Genomic DNA, 24,016 nt, shown 5'->3' on the forward strand with positions numbered 1-24,016 from the left:
CCTACTGCCCCTACCGCCCCGGCCGCAGCTGCCGGAGCGTCCAACCCGTGCCCGGCGGCTCGGTGAGCGTCCGGGTGTGGGCGGTGAAGAGCTCGGCGGCGCGACGGTAGGAGAGGCGGGCGCGGCCGGTGTGCGGGCAGCGGTCGGCGGCGGGGGTGTCGGCCGGGGCCCGGCGGTCGGTGAGGAAGAGCGGGCCGCCGGCGCGGCCGACGGTCAGCAGCGGGAGCAGCCGGGCGCCGCCGGACTGCCACCGGACGGGGGCTTGGCCCGGTCGGGGACGGCTGCGGCGCCGGGGCAGGTCGAGCTGGTCGGCGTTCAGGGCCAGCACGGTCTCGATCGCGGCGCCGGACTCGTGCAGCAGGTGCCAGAGCGCCTGCTCGCGCAGCGGCGCGCGCAGGGCGAAGAGGGCGCGCAGCTGCTCCTCGGCCAACGGGGCGGCGGCCTCGGCCGGTGCGGGCAGCGGCGCGGGGCGCAGGTCGGTGGTCGGGTCGCCGTCGATCCAGCCCCGGGCGCGCCACCAGGCCACTGCCGCGCGCAGGGTGGAGAGCTCGCGGTTGAGCGTGCGCGGGTCGGTGTCGGCACCGCGCCCGGCCGCCGCGGCGCGCAGCCGCTCGGCGGCGTCCGGGTGGTCGAGCAGTGCGAGCGGGAGCACGGGCGGCCGGGCGCGCCGCCGACCGGGGCCGGTGGGGGCGGGCCGGTCGGCGAGCGCCCAGGCCCAGGTGTGCAGCGCGATCCGGTAGATCCGCCGGGATCCCTCGGCGAGTCCGGAGGCGGCCAGGTAGCGCTCGACGGCGAGGCCGTACTCGACCGGGGGAAGCTCTGTCACGATCGCCTTCTTTCGCAGTAAATCACTGAATCCGATGCCCCCGCAGGATATCTGGAAAGCGCAGTAAACGGCAGGTGAGAGGCCATTTGCCAAGCAATTTACTGCGGCAATGAAGCGCGTCGCCAAAATTGATGCAAAAAGGCTCAAGTTTTTCCCGGAAAACCCTTGATCCACGCTCCCGGCCGCTCGCAGACTGCTGCCCATGGCAGTGGACACAGAACGGATCCCGGCCCGCCCGCGGCGCCTGGGAGACCGTCTCGCCGTGCTGGGCGAGCGCGAATTCACCCGCTTCTTCATCGGGTACACGACCTCTCTCCTCGGCTCCTCGATGGCGCCGGTCGCGGTCGCCTTCTCGGTGCTCGACAGCGGTGGCACCGGCACCGACCTCGGCTGGGTGATGGCCGCCCGGATCCTGCCGGTGGTGCTGGTGCTGCTGGCCGGCGGGGTGATCGCCGACCGGTTCGGCAGCCGCCGCCTGATGCTGGGCTCGGACGTCCTGCGCGGCCTCGTGCAGGCGCTGTTCGCCGGGCTGCTGGCGGCCGGGCACGCGCCGGTCTGGGTGATGGTCGCCCTGGTGGCGGTGTGGGGGATCGGCGAGGGGCTGTTCATGCCCGCCTTCGGCGCGATCCTGCCCGACCTGGTGCGCCGCAAGGAACTGCTGGCGGACGGCAACACCCTGCTGGGCCTGTCGCGTTCGGTGTCCACGGTGGCCGGCCCCGCGCTGGCCGGCCTGGTCACGGCGGCCCGGGGCCCGGCGGCGGTGCTGCTGATCGACGCGGTGACGTACGGTGTCGGCGCCCTCGCGCTGGCCGGCCTCCGCCTGCCCGAGCGTCCGGGGACGGACGACGGGACCTCGATGCTCCGGGAGCTGCGAGCCGGCTGGTCGGAGTTCGCCGCCCGCCCGTGGCTGTGGATCACCACGGCCCAGATGGGGCTGTTCAACCTGCTGGTCTGGGCGCCGTTCCTGGTGCTCGGCCCGCTCACCGCGCAGCGGGAGCTCGGCGGCGCCCGGGCCTGGGGCCTGGTGATGGGCGTGTACGGCGCCGGCGCGGTGCTGGGCGGTCTCTGGATGCTCGGCCGGCGCCCCGGGCGCCCGCTCGCGGTGGCCACCGTGGCCGGTCTGGCCTGGGCGCTGCCCTCCGCCGCGCTGGCGGCCGGGGCGTCGTTGGTCTGGGTGGTCGCGGGAGCGCTGGTGGCGGGGGTGGGTTCGGCGGTCTGCGGGACGCTGTTCTCCACCACGACGCAGCGCTGGGTCCCGGTGGAGCTGCTCGGCCGGCTGACCTCCTTCGGCTCGCTCGGCGCCTTCGTCCTCGGCCCGCTCGGGCTGGCGGCGGCCGGCCCGCTGGCCGCCCGGCTCGGCACCGGGGAGGTGCTGCTGCTCGGGGCGGTCTGGCAAGTTGCGGCCGGGGTCGTAGTGTTGGGCGTACCGGCCGTACGGAATCGTCGCTGGGAGGAGGGCCCGGACAACTGACTCACCCCTCGGACGGCTCCGGGGCGCACCCCCGGCCACCGGTGCGGCCCACCGCGCACCGTATCCGGCCGGCCCCGGAGCGCAGCCGGTCGCTCCGCCCACGCGTGTGTGCCTCCGCGGCGGGCGGGGTGGCCGGGCCGGCCGTACCGTGGACCGTGGGGGTACGGAGGAGGATGACCATGCCCGGTTCGCTCACCATCAGCCACCACCACGCCGCGGCCACCCTGGACCACGCGGACGCGCAGCGGCTGGCCACCGTACTGGCCGAGCTGGCGTACCTGCTGGAGATCCCGGGGCCGAACCGGATCAACGAGGCGCAGCTCACCGTGCTGTGCGAGGGCCGTGCCCCGGACCGCGCCGAACTGTCGCACTGGGCGCGGACGCTGTCCACCGGACTGCGGGGGCAGAGCTGACCGGACTCGCCGAAGGCCCGCCCCGCCCGTCGTACGATGGCGAACGGGGCGAGCCCGCCCTCCGGTTGCCGGGACGGCCGGCCGCCGGCCCGGTGGAGGGTGGGGGCCCGAGCGTGCCGCAGTCCCGGTCGTTGTCCTGGCTGACCGTGCCGACTCCGCTGCCCAGCGGCCCGATGCACATCGCGGTGACGCCGCACGGCGTGGCGGCGGCCGGCTACGGCGGGCGGGACGGCGGGACGCCGCCCTGCACCGACCCGGCGAAGACCGCCGCCGTCACCGAGCGGATCGGCGCCTACCTGGCCGGCCGCACCCGCGAGTTGGGCCTGCCGATCGACTGGAGCCTCAGCTCCGGGCCGCACCGTGCGGTGCTCCGGACGCTCTGGCGCGAGGTGCCGTACGGCCGGACCATCACCTACGGCGAACTGGCCGCCCGCAGCGGGGTGTTCGAGGACGTCGCCGAGCCGGGCCTGGCCGCCCGGACGGTCGGGCAGATGATGGCCGCCAACCCCGTCGCCCTGCTGGTGCCCTGCCACCGGGTGGTGGCGGCGGACGGGATCGGGGGCTTCGGCGGCGGCCGGGTCGGGATCGAGGTGAAGCGCTGGCTGCTCACCCTGGAGGGGGTGCTGGAGCCGACGTTGGACTGGAACGGCCCGCTGTAGCCCGCCGATCGGCGCCCTGGGCAGCCGTGTGCGGGAGGTGTCGCATTCCGGCGCGGGCGGGGCGGTCGATGGGGGAAGATGGGGCGCGGCCGGTCGACGGTTCGAATAGACAGTCGAACGTATATCGATCAGGTGATCGAGTCGTACTATTTGTTCGGTTATTCCGAACCACTCGAATGAGTGATTGCGGTATGCCTCCGAACGGGCCCACCATGAAGTTGCAACATGCATGTGCAAGGCGACACTTCATCGGGTTCGTGAAGGGCTCCCCATATGTCGACCGAAACCAATGCCGGTATTCCTGCGCCCGGCGCGCAGCCGGAGATCCGGCAGCAGCAGTCACTGAGCACGGCGGGCGCGCGGAACCTCGCCACCACCACCAAGTCCGCGCCGCAGATGCAGGGCATCAGCCCGCGCTGGCTGCTCAGGACGCTGCCCTGGGTGCAGGTGTCCGGCGGTACCTACCGGGTCAACCGCCGCCTGCGCTACAAGGTCGGCCGCGGCCGGGTGAGTTTCGCCAAGACCGGTTCCGAGGTCCGGGTCATCCCGCAGAGCCTGGCCGAGGTGCCGGTGCTGCGCGGTTACCAGGACGAGGCCGTGCTGGAGGAGCTGGCCGGGCGCTTCACCCAGCGCCGGTTCGACGCGGGCGACGTCCTGGTCGCCGCCGGTTCGCCGATCAGCGAGGTCTTCCTGATCGCGCACGGCAAGCTGGACCGGCTCGGCACCGGCAAGTACGGCGAGGAGACGGTGGTCGGCACCCTCGCCGACGGTGACCACCTGGGTGACGAAGCGCTCCAGGAGGAGGACGGCACCTGGCCGTACACCGTCCGCGCCGCGACCTCCGGCACGGTGATGGTGCTCTCCTGGCCGTCCTTCCAGGAGCTGCACGACCGCTCCGAGTCGCTCCAGCTGCAGATCATGGAGTACCTGAACGGCTTCCAGCAGGCGCAGAACAAGCACGGTGAGGCCGCGATCGACCTCGCGGCCGGCCGCCAGGGCGAGTACGACCTGCCCGACGCCTTCGTGGACTACGAGCTCAAGCCCCGCGAGTACGAGCTCAGCGTCGCGCAGACCATCCTCAAGGTGCACAGCCGCGTCGCCGACCTCTACAACCAGCCGATGAACCAGACCGAGCACCAGCTCCGGCTGACCATCGAGGCCCTGCGTGAGCGCCAGGAGCACGAGCTCATCAACAACCCCGAGTTCGGCCTGCTGGAGAACGCCGAGTACGACCAGCGGATCCAGACCCACTCCGGCCCGCCCACCCCGGACGACATGGACGAGCTGCTCAGCCGCCGCCGCAGCACCAAGATGTTCCTGGCCCACCCCAAGGCCATCGCCGCCTTCGGCCGGGAGTGCAGCAAGCGCGGCCTCAACCCGGGCACCGTCGAGGTCGAGGGCAAGCACGTCAACGCCTGGCGCGGGGTGCCGATCTTCCCGTGCAACAAGATCCCGATCGTCGGCGGTAGCACCAGCTCGATCATCGCGATGCGTGTCGGTGAGGACAACCAGGGTGTCATCGGCCTGCACCAGACCGGAATTCCGGACGAATACCAGCCGAGCCTTTCGGTGCGGTTCATGGGAATCGACGAGAAGGCCATCATTTCCTACCTGGTGAGCGCCTACTATTCGGCCGCGATCCTGGTGCCGGACGCGATCGGCGTGCTGGAGAACGTGGACATCGCCCAGCGCTGACGCCGACTCTCACCCGAGTCCGACATACGAGTCCGACATGCGAGTCCGACATCCGAGTCGGATATCCGGGCCTGATATCCGAGTCCGGTATCCGTGCCGACCGCGCCGCCCGACCAGGGATGTCCACCCCGGCCGGGCGGCGCGCCGCGGCGCGTACGGCACAGCAGGCCATCCCAGGACAGGCGCCCTACAGGGAGAGAAACCCATGACGAGCTCCACGCTGGAGCGGGACCACAAAGAGGGCCACGAGGCGGCTGGCATCCTCGCCCGGGCCCGTGGGCTGGTCGACCCGGTCCTGCGGGCCGCCGTCGACTCGCTGCCCGGCACGATGCGCAAGGTCGCCGGCTACCACTTCGGCTGGTGGGAGGCGGACGGCACGCCTGCCGAGGCCTCCTCCGGCAAGGCGATCCGCCCGGCCCTGGTCCTCGCCGCCACCCAGGCCCTCGGCGGCACCCCCGGCACGGCCGTCGCCGCGGCCGCCGCGGTGGAGCTGGTCCACAACTTCACCCTGCTCCACGACGACGTCATCGACCGTGACGGCACCCGCCGCCACCGGCCCACCGCCTGGCGAGTGTTCGGCACCACCGAGGCCATCCTGGCCGGCGACGCCATGCACTCCCTCGCGCTGCGCCTGCTCGCCGAGGACGCCCACCCGGCCGCCCGGGGCTCGATCCGCCGGCTCGCCGACTGCGTGGTCGAGCTCTGCGAGGGCCAGCAGATCGACTGCGCCTTCGAGCAGCGCAACGACGTCTCGCTCACCGAGTGCCTGGCGATGGCCGAGGCCAAGACCGGCGCCCTGCTCGGCGCCGCCTGCGCGATGGGCGTGCTGTACGGCGGCGGGTCCGAGGAGGCCGCGCAGGCGATGGACGGCTTCGGCCGCGAGATCGGTCTGGCCTTCCAGCTGATCGACGACCTGATCGGCATCTGGGGGGACCCTGCGGTCACCGGCAAGCCGGTCGGCGCGGACCTGGTCGCCCGCAAGAAGTCGCTGCCGGTGGTCAGGGCACTGGGCTCCGGAACTCCCGAAGGCGCCCGGCTCGCCGAGCTGTACACGCTCGAACGCCCGCTGACCCCCGAGGAGTTGGCCCAGTGCGCGGCCGCCGTCGACGAGGCCGGCGGGCGTGGTTGGGCGCAGGGCGAGTCCTGCGAGCGGATGGCCGCGGCGATGGCGCAACTGGCCGTGGCCGTACCGGAGCCGTCCGCGGCTGACGAACTGCTGGCGCTCGCCGAGCTGGTGACCCGCCGCACCCATTGACCGGCACGGAGTGGGAAGTCGGCCGGTCCGACCTCCCACTCCGTCGCGTCATCCGAAGGCGGCCAACAGCCGCTGCTCCTTGGCCGGTTCGATGCCCTGCCGGAACGCCGTCCCCGGCACCCGCTTGCGCCCCTCGGCGTCGGTGTCGGCCGCCGGCCCGCGCCCGCGCAGCCACGCCCAGGTGTCCCGCGCGGTCTCGGCGAACGGGCGGCAGTTCAGCCCGGCCGCCCGGGCGCGACCGCTGTCGACCTGCCAGATGTACTTCCACTCCGGTAGATCCGGCGCCCAGAAGGGGAGTTCGAGCCAGGGCTCGACCTTGTCCGGCCCCTCGGCGAGCAGCCGCTCGTCCGTGACCCAGACCAGCTCGGTGTCAGCCGCGCCCGCGACCTCCCGGCAGGTCTCCAGCCACTGCCCGAAGGTGAGCTGCCCGGGCGGCGCCGTGGTGAGGAAACGGCCCGCCGTCCCGGCCTCCAGCCGGTCGAGTCCGAAGGCGGCGAAGTCCCGGACGTCGATCACCTGCATGGTCCGCCCGGGATCGCCCGGGGCGAGCACCCGCCCGCCGCGCGCCATCCGCTCCAGCCACCAGGGCAGTCGGCCGCCGAGCTCGTGCGGCCCGATCAGCAGGCCGCTGCTGAGGACCAGCGAGCGCTCGGCGCCGAAGCCCTCCAGCACCGCGCGCTCGCAGCCCGCCTTCAGCTCGCGGCCGAAGGGCTGGTCGGGCGGGGCGTCGGCGGGGCAGGGGAGGAGGGCGGAGTCCTCGTCGATCACCCGGGTGGCCCAGTCGGCGTAGGCGTGCACCGAGGAGACGACGGTGTAGTGGTCGGCCCGCTCGCGCAGCAGCCGCGCCGTGAGCGCGGCCTGGGCGGGCTGCCGGGCCGAGGTGTCGACGACGGCGTCCCAGCCGCGGCCCTCGACCAGCCCGGCGACGTCCTCCGCGCTGTCGCGGTCGCCCCGGACGGCCTCGACCCCGGGCAGGTCGGCGGCGCTGCGGCCGCGGTTGAAGGTGGTGACCTGGTGGCCGCGGGCGAGGGCCTCGGCGGCATAGGCGCGTCCGAGAAAGGACGAGCCCCCGAGTAGCAGGATCTTCATGCCGGCCAGCCTCTCCCGGCCGCCCCGCCCGTACGCCCGGATTCGCGCTGGGCAGAGCGCCGAGCGAATCCCGTCGGTCCCGTAGGCCCCGCCGGAGCGGCGGAGCAGCCGACATGCCGCCCCGCCCCACCCCACTTAGCATCCCAGGTGTGCCGATATGTCCTGATTCGGCACTGGATACGGCACTGGGAGCTCGACAGCATGGTCAACCCGGCACTCGTGGACCCGGCCACCGTCCGCGCCACCGCCGCCGAGGCCTGGATCCGCGGCTACCCGATCCTGCGGAACTACCGCACCCTCTACTCCCAGGCCCTGGACGAGGCGGACCCGGGGTACGTCGGCGGCTTCGGCGTCTTCCGCCACCACGCGCAGCCCTTCACCCCCGTCGACACCGACGTCGCCTCCCCCGACAACGACACCCCGCACTCCTGGGCCTGGCTCGACCTGCGCGCCGAACCCTGGGTGGTCTCCGTCCCGGCCGAGGACCGCTACTACGTCCTCCCGGTGCACGAACTCGACACCGTCCACGCCGGGTCCGTCGGCGCCCGGACCACCGGCCGGCAGGCCGGCGACTACCTGGTGGCCGGCCCCGACTGGCAGGGCGAGCCCCCGCCCGGCATCAAGGGCGTCATCCGCACCGCGACCCAACTGGTCGGCATCGTCGGCCGCACCCACCTCGCCGGGACCACCCCCGCCGACATCGCCGGACTGAAGGCCGTCCAGGAGCAGTACCGGCTGCGCCCGCTGCACCGCTACGCCGACACCCCCGCGCCCGCCCCCGCCCCGGAGCCGGTCTGGCCGGTCTGGCGCGACGAGGTGATGGACACCGTCGAGTTCCTCTGCTTCCTCGACTTCCTGCTCGGCTTCTTCCCGCTGACCGACCCGCAGCCGGGCGCCGTCCCGCTCCCGCCCGCCGAGGTCGACCTGCGCGGCCGCCTCGCCGACCTCGGCGTCGACGGCCGAGGCGAGTTCGAGCCCGCCACCCTCCCCCTGGACGTCCGAGCCGAGATCGAACGAGGCATCGCCGACGGCAGGGCCCGGCTGGAGCGTGCCGCCGCCGAACTCCACGACACGACCGCTCTGTTCGGCACCCGCGAGCGGATCGGCGCCGACTTCCTGCGCCAGGCGCTCGGTGCGAAGCTCGGCCTCTACGGACTGCCCGCCGAAGAGGTCTGGTCCGGCAGCTGGACCGCCGACGCCGCCGGCCACCGCCCGCCCAACGCCAGCGACCGCGACCACGTGATCCACTTCGGCCCGCACGGCCTGCCCCCGGCCCGCTTCCTCTGGACCGCCACGATGTACGCCCTGCCCGGGCGTCACCTGGTCGACAACACCCTGGACCGCTACTCGATCGGCGACCGCACCCCGGACCTGGTCCGTGACCCGGACGGCGGACTCACCCTCTACGTCCAGCACAAGCGCCCCGCCGACGCCCAGCACTCCGCCAACTGGCTGCCCGCCCCCGACGGCCCGTTCACCGTGGTGATCCGGCTCTACGGCCCCGACCCGTCCGTCCTGGACGGCCGCTGGCGGCTCCCGCCGCTCGACCCGCGCTGACCACCCCGCTCCCCGGACCGCCCCCGACCGACCGCACGAAGGACCACCGATGAACCAGCCCGAGCTGGAGGCCCTGGCCGCCGACGCCTACGTCTACGGCTACCCGCTCGTCGCCGCCCTCACCATGGTCGAGCGCTTCGCCAAGGGCGGGCTGGGCACCCTCCCGGCGGAGCAGTTCAACCACTTCAGCCACGCGACCCGGCTGGCCCGCCCGGGCGACCAGTTCGTCTCGGTCAACAACGACACGATCTACTCGATCGCCCAACTCGACCTCTCCGAGGGCCCGTTGGTCCTGCACGTCCCGGACACCGCCGGCGCCTACTACGTGCTCCAGTTCATCGACGCCTGGACGGACAACGTCGCCTACCTCGGACGCCGCGCCACCGGCACCGACGCCCAGACCTGGCTGATCGTCCCGCCCGACTGGCACGGCACCCCGCCCGACCCGAGCCGGGTGATCGAGCTGCCGACCACCGTCGGCACCGCCGTCGGCCGCTTCGCCTGCGCCGGACCGGGCGACCTGCCCCGGGTCAAGGCCCTGCAGGCCGGGTTGGTCCTGGAACCGCTGGAGCCCGGCGGCCTGGTCGCCGGACTGCCCGAGCCCGACCCGGAGGTCCCCGAGCGGCTGGCCTTCTTCGAACGCCTGCGGGTGTGGATGCAGGCCTTCCCGCCCGCCACCCCCGACATCGAGTACCAGCGCCGCTTCGCCCCGCTCGGCCTGCTGGACGACGGCGCCTCGCCCTACCGCGCGGCCGCCGCCGATTGGACCCTCGCACTCGCCAAGGGCCTGGCCGCCGGCCGCGAACGGGTCGAGGACGCCACCCGCCCGCCCGAGGACCACCCGCCCGGCGAATGGCGCTCCGCGCTCCACCTCTTCGACTACAACCTCGACCACCTGGGCCCCGGCACCCTCCACGACCCCGAGTGGCGCATCCCCGACCGCCGCGCCGCCTACCTCAGCCGGGCGGCCGCCGCCCGTGCCGGCCTCTGGGGCAACCACGCCTACGAGGCCTCGTACGCGACGACCTACGACGACTCCGACGGTCGCCCGCTCACCGGCGCCAACAGCTACACCCTCCGCTTCGACCAGCCCCCGCCCGCCGAGGCCTTCTGGTCCGTCACCATGTACTCCGTCCCCGACTACTACCTGGTCGAGAACCCCATCGACCGCTACTCCATCGGCGACCGAACCCCTGGCCTGGTCTACGGCGACGACGGCTCCCTCACCCTCACCCTCCAGCACGACCAGCCCGAGGACCCCACGACCGCCGCCAACTGGCTCCCCACCCCCCACGGCGAGTTCCGCCCGATCATCCGCCTCTACCAACCCAAGCCGACCGTCCTGGACGGCACCTACCAGGTCCCCCCGATCCACCGCACCTGACCCGTGCCCCCCGGCCGCAGGTGGACGGGACCTCTCCCGGATTCACCGGGCCCGGCCCGGGTCGCCGTTCGCGCCGGGCCTTCCGGCCTGTGCGGCGAGGCCGGCCGGCCGTCTTCCGGTCCGGCGGGTGGTTGCTTCGTGCTCATGCCCACGGAGTCGGTCGGGTGGTGTCGGGCCCGTCTCAAGCCGGCCCCGCGCCTTCGGACGGGGACAGCTCCGACCTCGCCGGGCCGGGCGCGGGGTGGCCGCCTTCGCGCCCGGCCCGCCTCCGCCCGCGAGCCCGCTCGACCGCCTCGCCGACCGTCGGAGCCGGCCTCCGTCAGCGCCCTGACGGCGAAGCCGTCGCCGTGCCGGTCGGGTGCGGGGAGGCGCTGCCCGTCGGGGTCGCCGAGGGCGTCGGCGTGCCGGTCGGCGGCCCCGAGGGCGAGGGCCGCGTCGTCGGAGAGCTGGAGCCCGACGGTGAGGGTGCCCCCGTCCGGCTCGGCGACGCCGTGGCCGTGGCCGTTGCGGTGCCCGTGGGCGACGCCGTACCGCTCGGTGTCGACGACGGCTCCGCCGAGGGGGACGCCGACCCGCCCCGGTTCTGCGGGCCGCCTTCCAGGGTGACCACCGCCTGGGAGGGCGGTAGGGCGATCCGGGCGGTCCAGTGGGTGGTGGGCGCGAGGTCCTCGTCCACGGTGACGATCACGGTGATCCGCTGCCCCGGCGCCAGCGTCCCCGCGTCGCGGCTGAGCCGGAGCCAGGCGGCGTCCGTTACGGCGTGCCAACGGATCTCCGTGGTACCGGAGTTGGTGAGGGTGAGCACCGTGCGACTGCCGTACTCGCCGGCCTCGACGGTGAGCAGTCCGGCGGGGGCCCGGCCGCCCGGGCCCGTCCCCGGGGCGGCGGCCTGTTCGACCGAGGGGGCCGGGGCGGCGACCAGGGCCGGGTTGCTGAGGGGGGTGGAGCCCCGGCCCGGGACCGGGACCAGCGGGCCCTGGAAGCTGAGCTGCGGAAAACCCGGCAGCAACGTTTCTGCACCACCCGAACCTGCACCACCCGAACCTGCACCACCCGAACCGGCCGAACCACCGGCCCCCACCCCCGCGCCCGCGAGCTCCAGCCCCGGCATCCCCGCTCCCCCGGCCCCACCGGCGGCCCCCGCCGACCACGGCTGCGGCCGCTGCCCGGCCTCCCGTCCGGCCTCGTCCACCCGTACCGCCGAGACCGAGGCCGCCGACCCCGACCCGCCGCCCCGGTGCCCGGCCCAGAGCGCGACCACCGGCGCCGCCAGCACCGCCGCCAGCACCCCGGTGGTCACCACCCGCCGCCGGACCGCCAGGCCGCGGCCCGCGTCGGGCGCCCGGTGCCGGGGGAAGCCGCCGTGGTCGAACCGCAGCCCGGGCTCGGCGACCGCCGGGCCCCGCCGCCCCGCCGCGCCGGCCGCACCCGCCGACGGCAGATACCCCACCCCGTCCGCCGAGGACACCGAGGACACCGAGGACCCCGAGGACACCGACGAACCCGGAGCAGGCGCACTCAGCAGCGGCAGCCCCGACAGCCCCGCCGCCCCCGCCGCCGCCTCCCCGGCCGCCACCCGCTCCGCCGTCCCCCGGCAGGTCGGGCAGTCCACCACGTGCTGCACCAGCTCCCGCCGCAGCGCCGGCCCGAGCACCCAGTCCCGCCAGGACTCCGCCCCGGCCCCGCCGAGCCGGTCCAGTTCCGGGCAGCTGCCCACCCCGAGCACCAGCAGCGCCGCCCGGGTCCGGGCGACCTCGGTCTCGGCGGCGGCGAGCAGCTCCCGGGTCCGGTCGAACGGCAGGCCCAGCACCGCCGCCACCTCCAGCGGGGTGAGCCGGTGGCGGACGGACAGTTCCAGCGCCTCGCGCTGCTCCGGGTTCGTTCCGGCCGCCTCCGGCCAGGCGAGCGAGGCCAGCTCGCGGCGCCGCCGGGCGGCCTCGGCCTCGCCGGGCTCCGCCTCGGGCTCCCGGGCGGCCCCGTCGGCGAGCCGCCGCAGGCAGCAGTAGCGGGCGAGCGAGAACAGCCAGGCCCGGACCAGCCCGGGTTCGGCCAGCCGGCCGCCGTGCCGCCGGGCCAGTTCGCCGACCTCGCGCAGGGCGTCGGCGGCCGCGTCGTGCTCGCACAGCACCGAGAGGCAGTAGGTGAACAGGCCGTCCGTCTGCCGCTCGTACGCCGCGAGGACGGCGGCGGCCTGCGACCCGGGTCCGGCCCCAACAGTTCGCGTTGTCACCCGTCCGACGGTAGGGACACCGGACCGCCCGGCCCCGCCATTCGCCGGGCATGTACTTCTTTCGGGTAACAGCATCGCCCATCTGTGTGGGTCCCGCAGCGAGGACCGGCGTTGTCGTACCCAGGCGCTACGGTGGGCCGCATGCCTCCGCGTTCCAAGACCACCGCCAAGCCGCGCCCGGCCTACCGCTGCACCGAGTGCGGCAACCAGCTGCCCAAGTGGGTCGGCCGCTGCCCGGAGTGCAACGCCTGGGGCACGGTCGAGGAGTACGGCGCGGTGCCGATCCGCACCACGGCGGCGGGCCCGGTCAGCGCGCCCGCCCGTCCGATCGCCCAGGTGGACGGCCAGGTCGCGACGGCCCGCTCGACGGGTGTGCCGGAGCTGGACCGGGTGCTCGGCGGCGGCCTGGTCCCCGGTGCGGTGGTCCTGCTGGCCGGCGAGCCCGGCGTCGGCAAGTCCACCCTGCTGCTGGACGTCGCGGCCAAGGCGGCCACCGCCCAGCACCGCACGCTCTACGTCACCGGCGAGGAGTCGGCCGGCCAGGTGCGGCTGCGGGCGGACCGGATCAACGCCCTCTCCGAGCACCTCTACCTCGCCGCCGAGTCCGACCTCGGCGCGGTGCTCGGGCACATCGAGGCGGTCAACCCCGGCCTGCTGATCCTGGACTCGGTGCAGACCATCGCCTCGGCCGAGCTGGACGGCGCCCCCGGCGGCCCGGCCCAGGTCCGTGAGGTGGCGAACGCGCTGATCCGGGCGTCCAAGGAGCGCGGCATGGCGACCCTGCTGGTCGGCCACGTCACCAAGGACGGCCAGATCGCCGGCCCGCGCCTGCTGGAGCACCTGGTGGACGTGGTGCTGAGCTTCGAGGGCGACCGGCACGCCCGGCTGCGACTGATCCGCGGGATCAAGAACCGCTACGGTGCCACCGACGAGGTGGGCTGCTTCGAGCTGCACGACGAGGGCATCGTCGGCCTGGCCGACCCCTCCGGCCTCTTCCTGACCAGGCGTGACAAGCCCGTCCCCGGCACCTGCCTCACCGTCACCCTGGAGGGCAAGCGCCCGCTGGTGGCCGAGGTGCAGGCGCTGATGGTGGATTCGCAGATCCCCTCCCCGCGCCGGACGACCTCGGGCCTGGAGTCGCCCCGGATCGCGATGATCCTGGCCGTGGTCGAGCGGCACGGCGGGGTGAAGCTCGGCAAGCAGGACATCTACACCGCGACGGTCGGCGGGGTGAAGCTGACCGAGCCGTCCGCGGACCTCGCGGTCGCGCTCGCGGTGGCCAGCTCCTCCACGGACACCCCGCTGCCCAGCAACCTGGTGGCGATCGGCGAGGTCGGCCTGGCGGGCGAGGTGCGGCGGGTGACGGGTGTGCAGCGGCGGCTCGCCGAGGCGCACCGGCTGGGCTTCACCCACGCCCTGGTCCCGCCGGACCCGGGCAAGGTGCCGCCGGGCATGAAGGTGGTCGAGGTGGCCGACATCGGTGAGGCGCTGCGGGCCATCCCGGGCCGCCGCCGGGCCGCCGCCAAGCCGCGCGGCGAGGGGCGCGGTGAGGCCCCGTCGGCGCCGCCGGCGCCCCGCGCGGCGAAGGTCCCGGCCTACCCGGAGGAGCTGATGGACGGCTGGGAGCCGCTCGACTCCGACGAACTGCGCTGACCCAAGCCCTGCCGAAGCCGCACGCAGTTAGACTCTCCCCAGTCTCATTGGCCAGAAGGCAGTACCGGAGCGGTACTGAGCGACAGAGCAACAGACCGCGGACCGGCGCACGGCGCGAGGCGCGCGGCACGGGGTCGACCGGAGGAGTCACGTGGCAGCCAGCGACCGGGGGGCGGACAAGGCCTCCCGTGAGGAGGCCCTGCTGCGGGCCTCCCTCACCGCCATCGCGCCCGGTACCGCGCTTCGTGACGGCCTGGAACGGGTCCTGCGGGCCAACACCGGTGGCCTGATCGTGCTGGGTTTCGACAAGACCGTCGAGTCGCTGTGCACCGGCGGGTTCGTCCTGGACGTCGAGTTCAGCGCCACCCGGCTGCGCGAGCTGTGCAAGCTCGACGGCGCCGTGGTGCTCGACAAGGACATCACCAAGATCGTCCGGGCCGGCGTGCACCTGATGCCGGACTCGACCATCCCCACCGACGAGACCGGCACCCGCCACCGCACCGCCGAGCGGGTCAACCGGCAGACCGGCTACCCGGTGGTCGCGGTCTCGCACTCGATGCGGCTGATCGCGATGTACGTCAACGGCACCCGCCGGGTGCTGGAGGACTCGACCACGGTCCTGTCCCGCGCCAACCAGGCGCTGGCCACCCTGGAGCGCTACAAGCTGCGCCTGGACGAGGTGGCCGGCACGCTCTCCGCGCTGGAGATCGAGGACCTGGTGACGGTCCGGGACGTCACGGCCGTGGCCCAGCGACTGGAGATGGTCCGGCTGATCGCCACCGAGATCGCCGGCTACGTGCTGGAGCTCGGCATCGACGGCCGGCTGCTCTCGCTCCAGCTGGACGAGCTGATCGCGGGCGTGGAGCCGGAGCGCGAACTGGTCGCCCGGGACTACTTCCCGGAGCGGGCCGCCAAGAAGGGCCGGACGGTCACCGAGGTGCTGGCCGACCTGGAGGCGCTCACCCACGCCGAGCTGCTGGATCTGCAGACGGTCGCCAAGGCGCTCGGCTACTCCGGCTCGCCGGAGTCCCTGGACGCCGCCGTCTCCCCGCGCGGCTACCGCCTGCTGGCGAAGATCCCGCGCCTGCCGAACACGGTGATAGAGCGCCTGGTCGAGCACTTCGGCGGCCTGCAGAAGCTGCTCGCCGCCAGCATCGACGACCTGCAGACGGTCGAGGGCGTCGGCGAGACCCGCGCCCGCTCGGTCCGCGAGGGTCTGTCCCGCCTTGCCGAATCGTCCATCCTGGAGCGCTACGTCTGACCGGCGCGCAATCGGCGAACGGCCCCGGAGAAACGCTTCCCCTGGGGCCGTTCCGCGTTTCCGGGGCCCGGGAACGCCGGAGCCCCGGTCGCGCCTGCGACCGGGGCTCCGAACCGAGGTGACTGGTCCTCAGCCGTCCAGTCGGATCGACGTCCGCGCCGACACCTTGTCCCCCGAGAGCCCGGTGAGCTCCGCGAGCACCACGTAGGTCCCGTTCGGCGGCGCCGTCTGGTCGGCGGTCGCGCACTGCGGCTTGCTGCGGCTGCGATCCCAGGTGAAGGTCTCGGTCTGGTTGCTGTTCGCCGGGATCTGCACCCAGATGCTGCCCTTGTCGGGCGGGCAGTCCCCGGATGACCAGACCCGGTCGTTGTTGTTGCCGCTGACCGTGATGACGGAGGTGGTGCGGCCCAGGTCCACCCGGCAGTTGGCGCCGGAGTTCTTGACCGTCAGGGCCAGCTTCGGCTTGTCCTTGGGCTGGTACGGGTTCTGGCTGGGGCTCAGTTCGAGGGCCACCTGCGAAGAGGTGCAGATCGGGAGTGCCACCACCTCGGGCGTGTTCACCGCCGGCGCCCCACCGCCCGATCCGCCCTGCCCGCCGGACGCCCCGGCGGTTCCGGAACCGCCGGACCCACTGGCCCCGCCGGAGCCACCCGCGGCACCGGAGCCGCCCGCCGGAGCCGGGTTGGCGCCGCCGCCGGAGCCGCCGCTGAGGCCGACCTCGCTGCCGCCGCCGCTGACCGGGCCGCCGGTTCCCCCGGTGCTGCCGCCCGGGCGCGCCGCGGGGCCGCTCGGGGAGGCGCCGGGCGTGATCGCCTGTGCGGGGGTCTGGCTCTGGGGCTGGGGCGGTACGGCCTGTGCGGCCTTGCTCGGTGAGCCGCCGTCACCGCCCCCGCCCTGATCGGTCATCAGCCAGGCGATCAGGGCGATGACCGCCGCGACGGCGGCGAGCACGACGATGCGCCGACGCCAGTAGATCGAGGCCGGCAGCGGTCCCACGGGTTGACGCAGAGAGGGCACGATCAAACTCTACGAGACTGTGTGTGGCTAGTGCTCCACCAACACCGCACAGTCGCCCCTTCCTTCACATGATCCGCCGTTTGAGCCGTTCGAGGGAGCCCCCGGACCGGCTTTCCCGGCGATTTCCGGCCCATCCGGAGCTTAATCCTCCACTTCGGTCGTGTCCCCCGGCATGGGAGGATCGAAGGGCCATGACTGCCAACACCACCGCCGCCGTCCCCGCTCCCCGGCTGCCGATGCCCCTGCCGCTGCTGCACTCGACCGTCCTCGACTGGTACGAGGCCAGCAAGCGCGACCTGCCCTGGCGGACCCCGGACGCGACGCCCTGGGCGGTCATGGTGAGCGAGTTCATGCTCCAGCAGACCCCGGTGAAGCGGGTGCTGCCCGCCTGGCAGGCCTGGATGACCCGCTGGCCCACCCCGGCCGACCTCGCCGCCGAGGCGTCCGGCGAGGCGGTCCGGATGTGGGGCCGGCTGGGCTACCCCCGCCGCGCGCTGCGGCTGCACGCGGCCGCCGTGGCGATCACCGAGGAGCACGGCGGCGAGGTCCCGGACGACCACGCCACCCTGCTCTCGCTGCCCGGGGTGGGGGAGTACACCGCCGCCGCGGTCGCCTCCTTCGCCTTCCGCCAGCGGCACGTGGTGCTGGACACCAACGTCCGCCGGGTCTTCGCCCGCGCGGTGACCGGCGTCGAGTACCCGGCCCAGGCCACCACCGCCGCCGAGCGCCGTACCGCGACCGCCCTGTTGCCCGACGACGCCGAGACCGCCGCCACCTGGGCGGTCGGCGTGATGGAGCTGGGCGCGCTGGTCTGCACCGCCCGCGGCCCGGAGTGCGGGGACTGCCCGCTGTTCACCGGCTGCGCCTGGCAGCGGGCCGGCCGCCCCGCGTACGAGGGCCCGGCCCGGCGCGGCCAGTCCTACGAGGGGACGGACCGCCAGGTGCGCGGCAAGCTGCTCGCGGTGCTGCGCGACGCGCACGGCTCGGTCCCCCAGGCCCGCCTGGACGCCGTCTGGCCGGACGCCGTGCAGCGGGCCCGGGCCCTGGACGGCCTGGTCGCGGACGGCCTGGTCGAGCCGGTCGAACAGGGCGTCTACCGGCTCCCGCAGTAGCGAACAGCGGTAGGCGACAGCAGCAGGGAACAGCGGCAGGCAACAGAACGGCGCCCCCGGAAGGAGAACCTCCCGGGGGCGCCGTTCGAAGCGGGACCGTCAGACGGCCGCCGCCTCCAGCGAGGACTCGGCCGGCTTCTCGCCCTTGCCGGCACCGCGCAGCGGCACCTCGCGCAGGAACACCGCGGCGGCGATGGCGATCACGGCCACCCCGGCGCCCCACAGGAAGACGGTGTGCATGCCGTTGGACACCGCGTGGTGGTAGGCGTCCTGGACGGCCTCGGGCAGCTTGCGCAGCGCGGCCGGGCTCATCTGGCCCGGGTCCTTCACGCCGCCGCCCGCCGAGGCGTGCTCGCCGAGCCGCTCCTTCATGGTGTCGGTCACCCGGTTGTTGAACAGCGCGCCGAACAGCGCGACACCGAAGGAACCGCCGATGGTGCGGAACAGGGTGGCGGTGGAGCTGGCCACGCCCATGTCCTTGAGCTCGACGCTGTTCTGCGCGACCAGCATGGTGATCTGCATCAGGAAGCCCATGCCGGCGCCGAGCACGATCATCCAGCAGGCCGAGGTGAAGCTGCTGGTCTCGGTGCCCATGGTGGAGAGCAGGATCAGGCCGCCGGTCATCACGATGGTGCCGATGATCGGGAAGATCCGGTACTTGCCGGTCTTGGTGACGGCCTGACCGACCACCAGCGAGACGACCAGCATGCCGAACATCATCGGCATCAGCAGCAGGCCGGAGTTGGTCGCCGAGGCGCCCTGGACGATCTGCTGGTAGAGCGGCAGGAAGACGGTCGAGCCGAACATCACGAAGCCGACGATGAAGCCGATGATCGAGACCAGGGTGAAGTTCAGGTTCTTGAACAGGCTCAGCGGCAGCATCGGCTCGTCGACCCGCTGCTCGACGTAGCAGAAGGCGATCAGCGAGGCGGCGGAGAGCGCGGCCAGGCCGAGGATCTCCTTGGAGCCCCAGGCGTACTGCTGGCCGCCCCAGGTGGTGATCAGCACGAGCGAGGTGATGCCGACGGTGAGCAGGATCGCGCCGAGGTAGTCGATCCGGGCGTTGTTGCGGACCTTCGGCAGCTTCAGGGTGACGATGACGACGGCGAGGGCTATCACGCCGAGCGGCAGGTTGATGTAGAAGGTCCAGTGCCAGCTCAGGTGGTCGGTGATGAAGCCGCCGACCAGCGGGCCGCCGATGGTGGCCAGCGCCATCACCGCGGCGAACATGCCCTGGTACTTGCCGCGGTCGCGCGGCGGGACGAGCGCGCCCATGATCGACATGACGCCGACCATCAGACCGCCGGCGCCGAGGCCCTGCAGGGCGCGGAAGCCGATCAGCTCGTTCATGTTCTGCGACAGGCCGGACAGTGCCGAGCCCACCAGGAAGATCACGATCGAGGTGAGGAAGGTGCCCTTGCGGCCGTAGAGGTCGCCGAGCTTGCCCCAGATCGGCGTGGAGGCGGCGGTGGCCAGGGTGTAGGCGGTGACCACCCAGGACAGGTGCTCGGCGCCGCCGAGGTCACCGACGATGGTCGGCATCGCGGTGCCGACGATCAGGTTGTCGAGCATGGCCAGCAGCATCGTGACGACCAAGCCGACCATCACGAGGCGGATCTCGCGGGGTGACCGCGGCTGCTCCTCCTCGGCCGTCTTGTCCTCCGGTACCGGGCCGGCGGTCTTGGACTGTGACATGGGGTGGGGTCTCCCGGAGGGGTGTTTCGGACGTTCGCCGCGCCGTGCGGCGGCTCACTTACTTGTCGCCCGGCTAGTTTATCGATCGTCGGTACGGTAAGTTGTTTCCTAGCCGGTCGTCAAGCCAGTTTTCCGAGCGGCCATCTGGGCAGGGAGAATGAGCCCGGGGCGGACGCCATCCTGGGGTCCGCAGCAGTCACCGACGCAGTCATGAGGCAGGCCATGGGCACTCCGCACAGCCCCCGCAGCGACACCCGGGCTCGCATCATCGAGGTGTCGCTGGAGCTCTTCTCCGAGCAGGGCTACGAGCAGACCTCACTGCGTGAGATCGCCGACCGCCTGGGCGTCACCAAGGCCGCGCTCTACTACCACTTCAAGACCAAGGACGACATCGTCCTGGGCATCGTCGAGCGGATGGCCGCGCCGATCGACGAGACCATCGAGTGGGGCCGGAAGCAGACCTGGAGCCCGGAGATGCGCGACGAGCTGATCCGCCGCTTCGCGGACGGGATGGCCGAGCGGGCCCCGCTGCTGCGCTTCTTCCACGAGAACCAGCCCGCGCTGCGCGAGTCCCCGGCCGGGCTGGCCTTCCGGGAGCGGATCATCACCATGATGCAGCTGGTGCATGGGCCGGAGGCGAACTTCCAGGACCGGCTGCGCGCCGCGATGACGCTGTTCACCATCCACTCGTCGATGTTCCTGCTCCAGCAGGACAGCAGGGACAGCAAGGACTGCGGCCACGCCGAGAACGTGTGGGGCGAGAAGGTGCCGGTGGCCGACCTGGACGAGGCGCTGGAGGCCGCCCGCACGGTCGCGCTGGAGATCGGCTCCCGGATCAGCCACCCCACCCCGACCGGCGGCTGACCCCGGGTCAGAACGCCGTGACGCCGCGCTCGGAGAGATAGGCGACCGGGTTGATCACCGCACCGTAGCGGTTGCTGGTGCGGATCTCGAAGTGCAGGTGCGGCCCGGTCGAGTTGCCGGTGTTCCCGGACAGCCCGACCCGCTCGCCCGCCGGCACGTGGTCGCCCCGTGAGACCGACAGCGCCGACAGGTGGGCGTACTGCGCGAAGTGCCCGTCGGTGAGCCGCAGCACGACCTCCTTGCCGTACGCGCCGTCCCAGCGTGCCGAGACCACGGTCGCGTCGCCGACCGCCAGCACCGGGGTGCCCGGGTCGACCGCGAAGTCCACCCCGGTGTGGTACCCGGCGGCGTACTCGGAATCGGCCACCCCGTACGGATTGCTGGTCGGCGCGTCCGGCACCGGGGCCGACCAGCCGGGCGCGGCAGCGGGGGCCGGTGTGGGCTCCGGCTCCGGCTCCGGGGTGGCGGCGGGTGCCGCGGCCGGCAGCAGGTTGGGCGCCACCGCCACGAACGCCTGCGCGGAGGCGGCGTCGTCGGGCAGCTTGTACGGGCTGGGGCCGGCCACCTGGACCAGGCCCGGGTTGGGTACCGCCGCCTGCCGAGCCGTGAAGGCCGAACTGCCCGGCGTGGTCGGCTGCACGGTCTGCGCCGAGGCGCTGCCCGGCGCGGCCAGCAGCACCGTGCTCGCCAGCAGGGCCGCGGCCGTCGTGGTGGAGAGCACCGCGTGGTCGCGCTCGGCCCGCTGCCGGCTGCCGGACAGGGTGACGTGCCGGGGCAGGGCCGGCCCCACGGGCGGGAGGGTGGACATCGCCTGACATACCTCACGGTCGTGCGGAGGGCAGCACGAAGCGCCCGGTCGGGCGCGTGCTGAGCGGGGGAGCACTCAGCTTCAACCGTCACCGAGCGGAGTCCCAAACGCGGTGATGTACTACGGCGTGTAGTCAGTACGGCGCCGGAGATTCAAGCCGACGGAGTAACGATCATGAGATCGGATCGTCGACGGCCGGCCCGATCCACCCGGATCCGCCCCGACGGACCGCGCCGCCCGGCCCCGGGGTCCGAAGGAACGCCGGAGGCGCCGGAAGGGTGGCGCAAAGGAGATCCGGCCCGCCCCCGCGCGCTTGCGGGGACGGGCCGGACATGGAGACTTCAGCGCCGTGCGATCACGGCCTGACCGTCAGGGCGATCAGTTGTCGACCGGGCGGACCCGGATCCAGGTCTCCAGGTAGTTCGCGGACTCGTTCTCGACCTCGATGCTGGTGCCGGTCTTCGGGACGTCGACACCGCTGTACTGGTTGTCCTTCGACCACCAGGACTTCAGGTCGTTGAACTCGTCGACGCCCTTGGACTTCGGGATGACCGTCTCGACGCCGTTCTTGTGCAGCGTCAGCGCCGGGACACGACGCGAGCCGAAGGTGGAGTCGAAGCCCTGCATGCGCGGACGCATCAGGGTGCCGTCGGCCCACTTCAGCGGGGCCGGGTGCGAGTCGACCGGGAGGATCAGACCCTGGCCCGGGTGGGCGCTGACGTTGTTGTCGGTCTGCGACTCGTCCCAGTACCAGATCAGCAGACCGGGCTGGTACGCGTAGTGCTCGACCCAGCTCGGCTTGTCGGTGCCGAAGCCGAAGTTGTACGGGCCGGTCTTCAGGGTCTGGTCGAACGACACGTACTGCCGGTTCTCCGCGATGTAGTACTGCGCGTAGTCCTTGGTGTACGAGCCGCCGAAGCGGGTGAAGCCGGCGGCGGTCCAGCCGTTGTCACCCTTCTCGACGTCGTCGCTGAAGACGGTGGCGCCGTCGGCGGTCACCGAGATGTCGTCCACCGCCAGACCGCGGTAGTGCAGGCCGCCGTCGGTGGTGTTGTGGTAGCGGAACTTGATCTGCTTGCCGGCGTAGGCGTCCAGCGGGAAGGACAGGTCGCCCCAGGCGGCGGTCAGGCCGCTGAGGGCCGGGCGGCCGTTCTCCTTGGGCAGCGCGGCGCCGTTCCAGGTGCCGTCCACCACGGTCCAGGTCTTGCCGCCGTCGGCGGAGACCTCGCCGAAGGCGTAGTCGAAGTCCGGCTCCAGCTCGTACCAGGCCTTGGCGTTGATGCTGGCCTTGGTCTTGCCGGTCAGGTCGATGTCCCGGGTCAGCGTGACGTTGAGGTTGTCGGCGCTGCCGCTCCACCACTCGGTGTTGCCGCCGAACGGCTTGTTGATGTCGGTGGTGATGCTCTTCTTCGGCAGGTCGACGATCAGCGCCTGCGGGAGCTTGCTGTTGTACTCGACCGGGCCGATGTGGTGGGTCGACTCGGTGCCGGCCTTGGCGTGGTCCGCCTTCAGCCAGCCGAGCTTGTACTTGCTCCAGGCGTCCAGGTCGTCCGGCATGTCGCCGATGCTGTCCTTGCCCTCGCCGAGCCAGGAGCCGGAGGACATCAGCGACCAGAAGCCGACCGAGTTGTCGATGCCCTTGCCCGCGGTGTCGTAGAGGTCCGGCAGACCGAGGTCGTGGCCGTACTCGTGGGCGAAGACGCCGAGGCCGCCGTTCTCCGGCTGCATCGTGTAGTCGCCGATCCAGAAGCCGGAGTCACCGACCTGGACGCCGCCGAGCTTGTTGCCGTCGGGGCCGGCCTGGCCGTTGAGGTTGCCGTAGACGTACGAACGGTGCGCCCACAGGGCCTTGTTGCCCTGCTTGCCGCCACCGGCCGACTTGTCCTCACCGGCGTGCACGATCTGGAAGTGGTCGATGTACCCGTCGGGCTGGTTGAAGTTCCCGTCGTGGTGCGAGCCGTAGCGGTCCCACTGGTCGTAGGAGGCCAGCGTCGCCTTGATCTGCTCCTTGGTCTGACCCTTCGCCAGCTGGTCCTTGTACCAGATGTCGACGGCGTCGCGGATCAGGTCCTGGGCGCTGGAGCAGACGTTGGAACCGCAGTAGTCCGAGCCGTACCGGGCCTCGTTCCACGGCACCCGGACCCAGTCCGAGACCACGCCGTCGACCGAGTAGCGGCCCGAGGACTGCTTCTCGTAGAAGGTCTTCAGCGAGGGCTTGTCCTTGGAGAAGTACAGGTCCTGGTAGTGCTGCTGGTTGTAGTCGGCCTGCCAGGCGGTCGAGTTGTTGGTGGCGCGGTCCGGCTGCGCGATCTCGTTGTGCTTCGGGCCGGGCTCGCCGCCGTACTTGATCTTGCCGTCGGGCGTCTTGGTGGTGTTGTCCACCTGGTCGCCGAAGTCGACCAGGATGGTGAAGATCTTGTCCGTGCGCTCGCGGGCGAGCTCGACGTACTTGTCCTTGCCGAGCTTCACGCTGGTGCTGCCGTTGTGCTGCTCGACCTGGGCGGTGCCGTCGAGCAGCTGCTCGGTGGCGGCCTTCTGCTCGGCCTCCACCTTCGCGGTCAGCGGACCCGGGATGTTGTGCTCGGTGTTGACGGACTGGACGGCGTCAGCCGGGTCCTTCGGCACCGGCGCCGAGCCGGCGGCGACGGCGGTGCCCGGGAACAGGCCCGCGCCGAGCGTGACTATGACCGCTGCGGCAGTCGTGACCGCAGCGGTTCTCCTGGTGGTCTTCAACGTTGTGACGCCCTCCCCGACCGAGCCGACTCTTGGCCAAGGCCCGGTAAACCAATATGAAAGACAGGTGGACGTCATTTGACCGAAGTGAGGGCAGAAAAGATAGGTCTTGACCCTGACATGGGCACGGCGCTATGCTCGCCGGCTTCCTGTCAGCCGACGGGGTGTCAACCGTGTGCGGGTTAAACCTTGCTGAGAAGTGGGACGTGTCCGCACCAACCGGCCGCGGAGCCACCCGTCCCGGCCCGCAGCGACGACGGCGTCCTCCGCCCCCGAACGCACCGAGCCCCCGGC

18 protein-coding genes are annotated in these 24,016 nt (G+C 72.7%); 11 read left to right on the plus strand and 7 right to left on the minus strand.

Annotated elements, in window-relative coordinates:
* Positions 1-10 precede the first annotated feature (10 nt).
* The gene (locus tag ACFVWU_RS11905; protein ID WP_387618465.1) at positions 11-826 is read right to left on the minus strand and encodes a hypothetical protein; all 816 of its coding nucleotides are present in this window, start codon (positions 824-826) and stop codon (positions 11-13) included.
* Between the two features lie 202 nt (positions 827-1,028).
* On the opposite strand from ACFVWU_RS11905, the gene ACFVWU_RS11910 reads away from it, so the two are divergent.
* From ACFVWU_RS11910 to ACFVWU_RS11930, 5 genes are all read left to right on the plus strand, one after another.
* Entirely contained in the window at positions 1,029-2,297 is a 1,269-nt protein-coding gene (locus tag ACFVWU_RS11910; RefSeq protein ID WP_387618468.1) for an MFS transporter, read from the plus strand.
* A gap of 179 nt (positions 2,298-2,476) precedes the next feature.
* On the plus strand, positions 2,477-2,710 hold the full coding sequence (locus ACFVWU_RS11915) for a hypothetical protein (RefSeq protein ID WP_387618471.1): 234 nt from the start codon (positions 2,477-2,479) through the stop codon (positions 2,708-2,710).
* Positions 2,711-2,823: 113 nt separating this feature from the next.
* Positions 2,824-3,369, plus strand: a complete 546-nt coding sequence (locus ACFVWU_RS11920) for a methylated-DNA--[protein]-cysteine S-methyltransferase (protein ID WP_387618473.1) — start codon at positions 2,824-2,826, stop codon at positions 3,367-3,369.
* 273 nt (positions 3,370-3,642) lie between these two features.
* On the plus strand, positions 3,643-5,064 hold the full coding sequence (locus ACFVWU_RS11925) for a family 2B encapsulin nanocompartment shell protein (RefSeq protein WP_387618476.1): 1,422 nt from the start codon (positions 3,643-3,645) through the stop codon (positions 5,062-5,064).
* A 205-nt stretch (positions 5,065-5,269) separates the two neighbouring features.
* On the plus strand, positions 5,270-6,319 hold the full coding sequence (locus tag ACFVWU_RS11930) for a family 2 encapsulin nanocompartment cargo protein polyprenyl transferase (protein WP_387618478.1): 1,050 nt from the start codon (positions 5,270-5,272) through the stop codon (positions 6,317-6,319).
* Between the two features lie 48 nt (positions 6,320-6,367).
* Here the strand turns inward: ACFVWU_RS11930 and ACFVWU_RS11935 are convergent, their stop codons facing one another.
* Entirely contained in the window at positions 6,368-7,408 is a 1,041-nt protein-coding gene (locus ACFVWU_RS11935; RefSeq protein WP_387618481.1) for an NAD-dependent epimerase/dehydratase family protein, read from the minus strand.
* A 201-nt stretch (positions 7,409-7,609) separates the two neighbouring features.
* Between ACFVWU_RS11935 and ACFVWU_RS11940 the strand changes: the two genes are divergently transcribed.
* Complete coding sequence (locus ACFVWU_RS11940; RefSeq protein ID WP_387618484.1) at positions 7,610-8,965, plus strand: DUF1254 domain-containing protein; 1,356 nt, start codon at positions 7,610-7,612, stop codon at positions 8,963-8,965.
* Positions 8,966-9,014: 49 nt separating this feature from the next.
* Positions 9,015-10,349, plus strand: a complete 1,335-nt coding sequence (locus tag ACFVWU_RS11945) for a DUF1254 domain-containing protein (protein WP_387618487.1) — start codon at positions 9,015-9,017, stop codon at positions 10,347-10,349.
* A 319-nt stretch (positions 10,350-10,668) separates the two neighbouring features.
* Here the strand turns inward: ACFVWU_RS11945 and ACFVWU_RS11950 are convergent, their stop codons facing one another.
* Positions 10,669-12,579, minus strand: a complete 1,911-nt coding sequence (locus tag ACFVWU_RS11950; protein ID WP_387618489.1) for a sigma-70 family RNA polymerase sigma factor — start codon at positions 12,577-12,579, stop codon at positions 10,669-10,671.
* A 141-nt stretch (positions 12,580-12,720) separates the two neighbouring features.
* On the opposite strand from ACFVWU_RS11950, the gene radA reads away from it, so the two are divergent.
* Both radA and disA read left to right on the plus strand, forming a co-directional pair.
* Positions 12,721-14,232, plus strand: a complete 1,512-nt coding sequence (gene radA / locus ACFVWU_RS11955; RefSeq protein WP_387618492.1) for a DNA repair protein RadA — start codon at positions 12,721-12,723, stop codon at positions 14,230-14,232.
* A 202-nt stretch (positions 14,233-14,434) separates the two neighbouring features.
* Complete coding sequence (disA, locus tag ACFVWU_RS11960; protein ID WP_270151163.1) at positions 14,435-15,493, plus strand: DNA integrity scanning diadenylate cyclase DisA; 1,059 nt, start codon at positions 14,435-14,437, stop codon at positions 15,491-15,493.
* Positions 15,494-15,622: 129 nt separating this feature from the next.
* Here the strand turns inward: disA and ACFVWU_RS11965 are convergent, their stop codons facing one another.
* Positions 15,623-16,510, minus strand: coding sequence for a hypothetical protein (locus ACFVWU_RS11965; RefSeq protein ID WP_387618494.1), 888 nt, complete (start codon positions 16,508-16,510; stop codon positions 15,623-15,625).
* A gap of 191 nt (positions 16,511-16,701) precedes the next feature.
* Here ACFVWU_RS11965 and ACFVWU_RS11970 point away from each other — a divergent pair, with 191 nt between their 5' ends.
* Positions 16,702-17,622, plus strand: coding sequence for an A/G-specific adenine glycosylase (locus tag ACFVWU_RS11970; RefSeq protein WP_387618497.1), 921 nt, complete (start codon positions 16,702-16,704; stop codon positions 17,620-17,622).
* A 99-nt stretch (positions 17,623-17,721) separates the two neighbouring features.
* Here ACFVWU_RS11970 and ACFVWU_RS11975 read toward each other — a convergent pair whose 3' ends face one another.
* Positions 17,722-19,317 (minus strand): MDR family MFS transporter, encoded by a 1,596-nt coding sequence (locus ACFVWU_RS11975; protein ID WP_387618499.1) that lies wholly within the window; start codon positions 19,315-19,317, stop codon positions 17,722-17,724.
* A 222-nt stretch (positions 19,318-19,539) separates the two neighbouring features.
* On the opposite strand from ACFVWU_RS11975, the gene ACFVWU_RS11980 reads away from it, so the two are divergent.
* Positions 19,540-20,181, plus strand: a complete 642-nt coding sequence (locus ACFVWU_RS11980; protein ID WP_387618502.1) for a TetR/AcrR family transcriptional regulator — start codon at positions 19,540-19,542, stop codon at positions 20,179-20,181.
* A gap of 7 nt (positions 20,182-20,188) precedes the next feature.
* Here the strand turns inward: ACFVWU_RS11980 and ACFVWU_RS11985 are convergent, their stop codons facing one another.
* Both ACFVWU_RS11985 and ACFVWU_RS11990 read right to left on the minus strand, forming a co-directional pair.
* On the minus strand, positions 20,189-20,989 hold the full coding sequence (locus tag ACFVWU_RS11985; protein ID WP_387618505.1) for a M23 family metallopeptidase: 801 nt from the start codon (positions 20,987-20,989) through the stop codon (positions 20,189-20,191).
* A gap of 378 nt (positions 20,990-21,367) precedes the next feature.
* Positions 21,368-23,722 (minus strand): immune inhibitor A domain-containing protein, encoded by a 2,355-nt coding sequence (locus ACFVWU_RS11990; protein WP_387618508.1) that lies wholly within the window; start codon positions 23,720-23,722, stop codon positions 21,368-21,370.
* Between the last annotated feature and the right edge of the window lie 294 nt (positions 23,723-24,016).

Origin of the sequence: Kitasatospora sp. NPDC058190 (genome assembly GCF_042883685.1) — a bacterium.
GTDB lineage: Bacteria > Actinomycetota > Actinomycetes > Streptomycetales > Streptomycetaceae > Kitasatospora.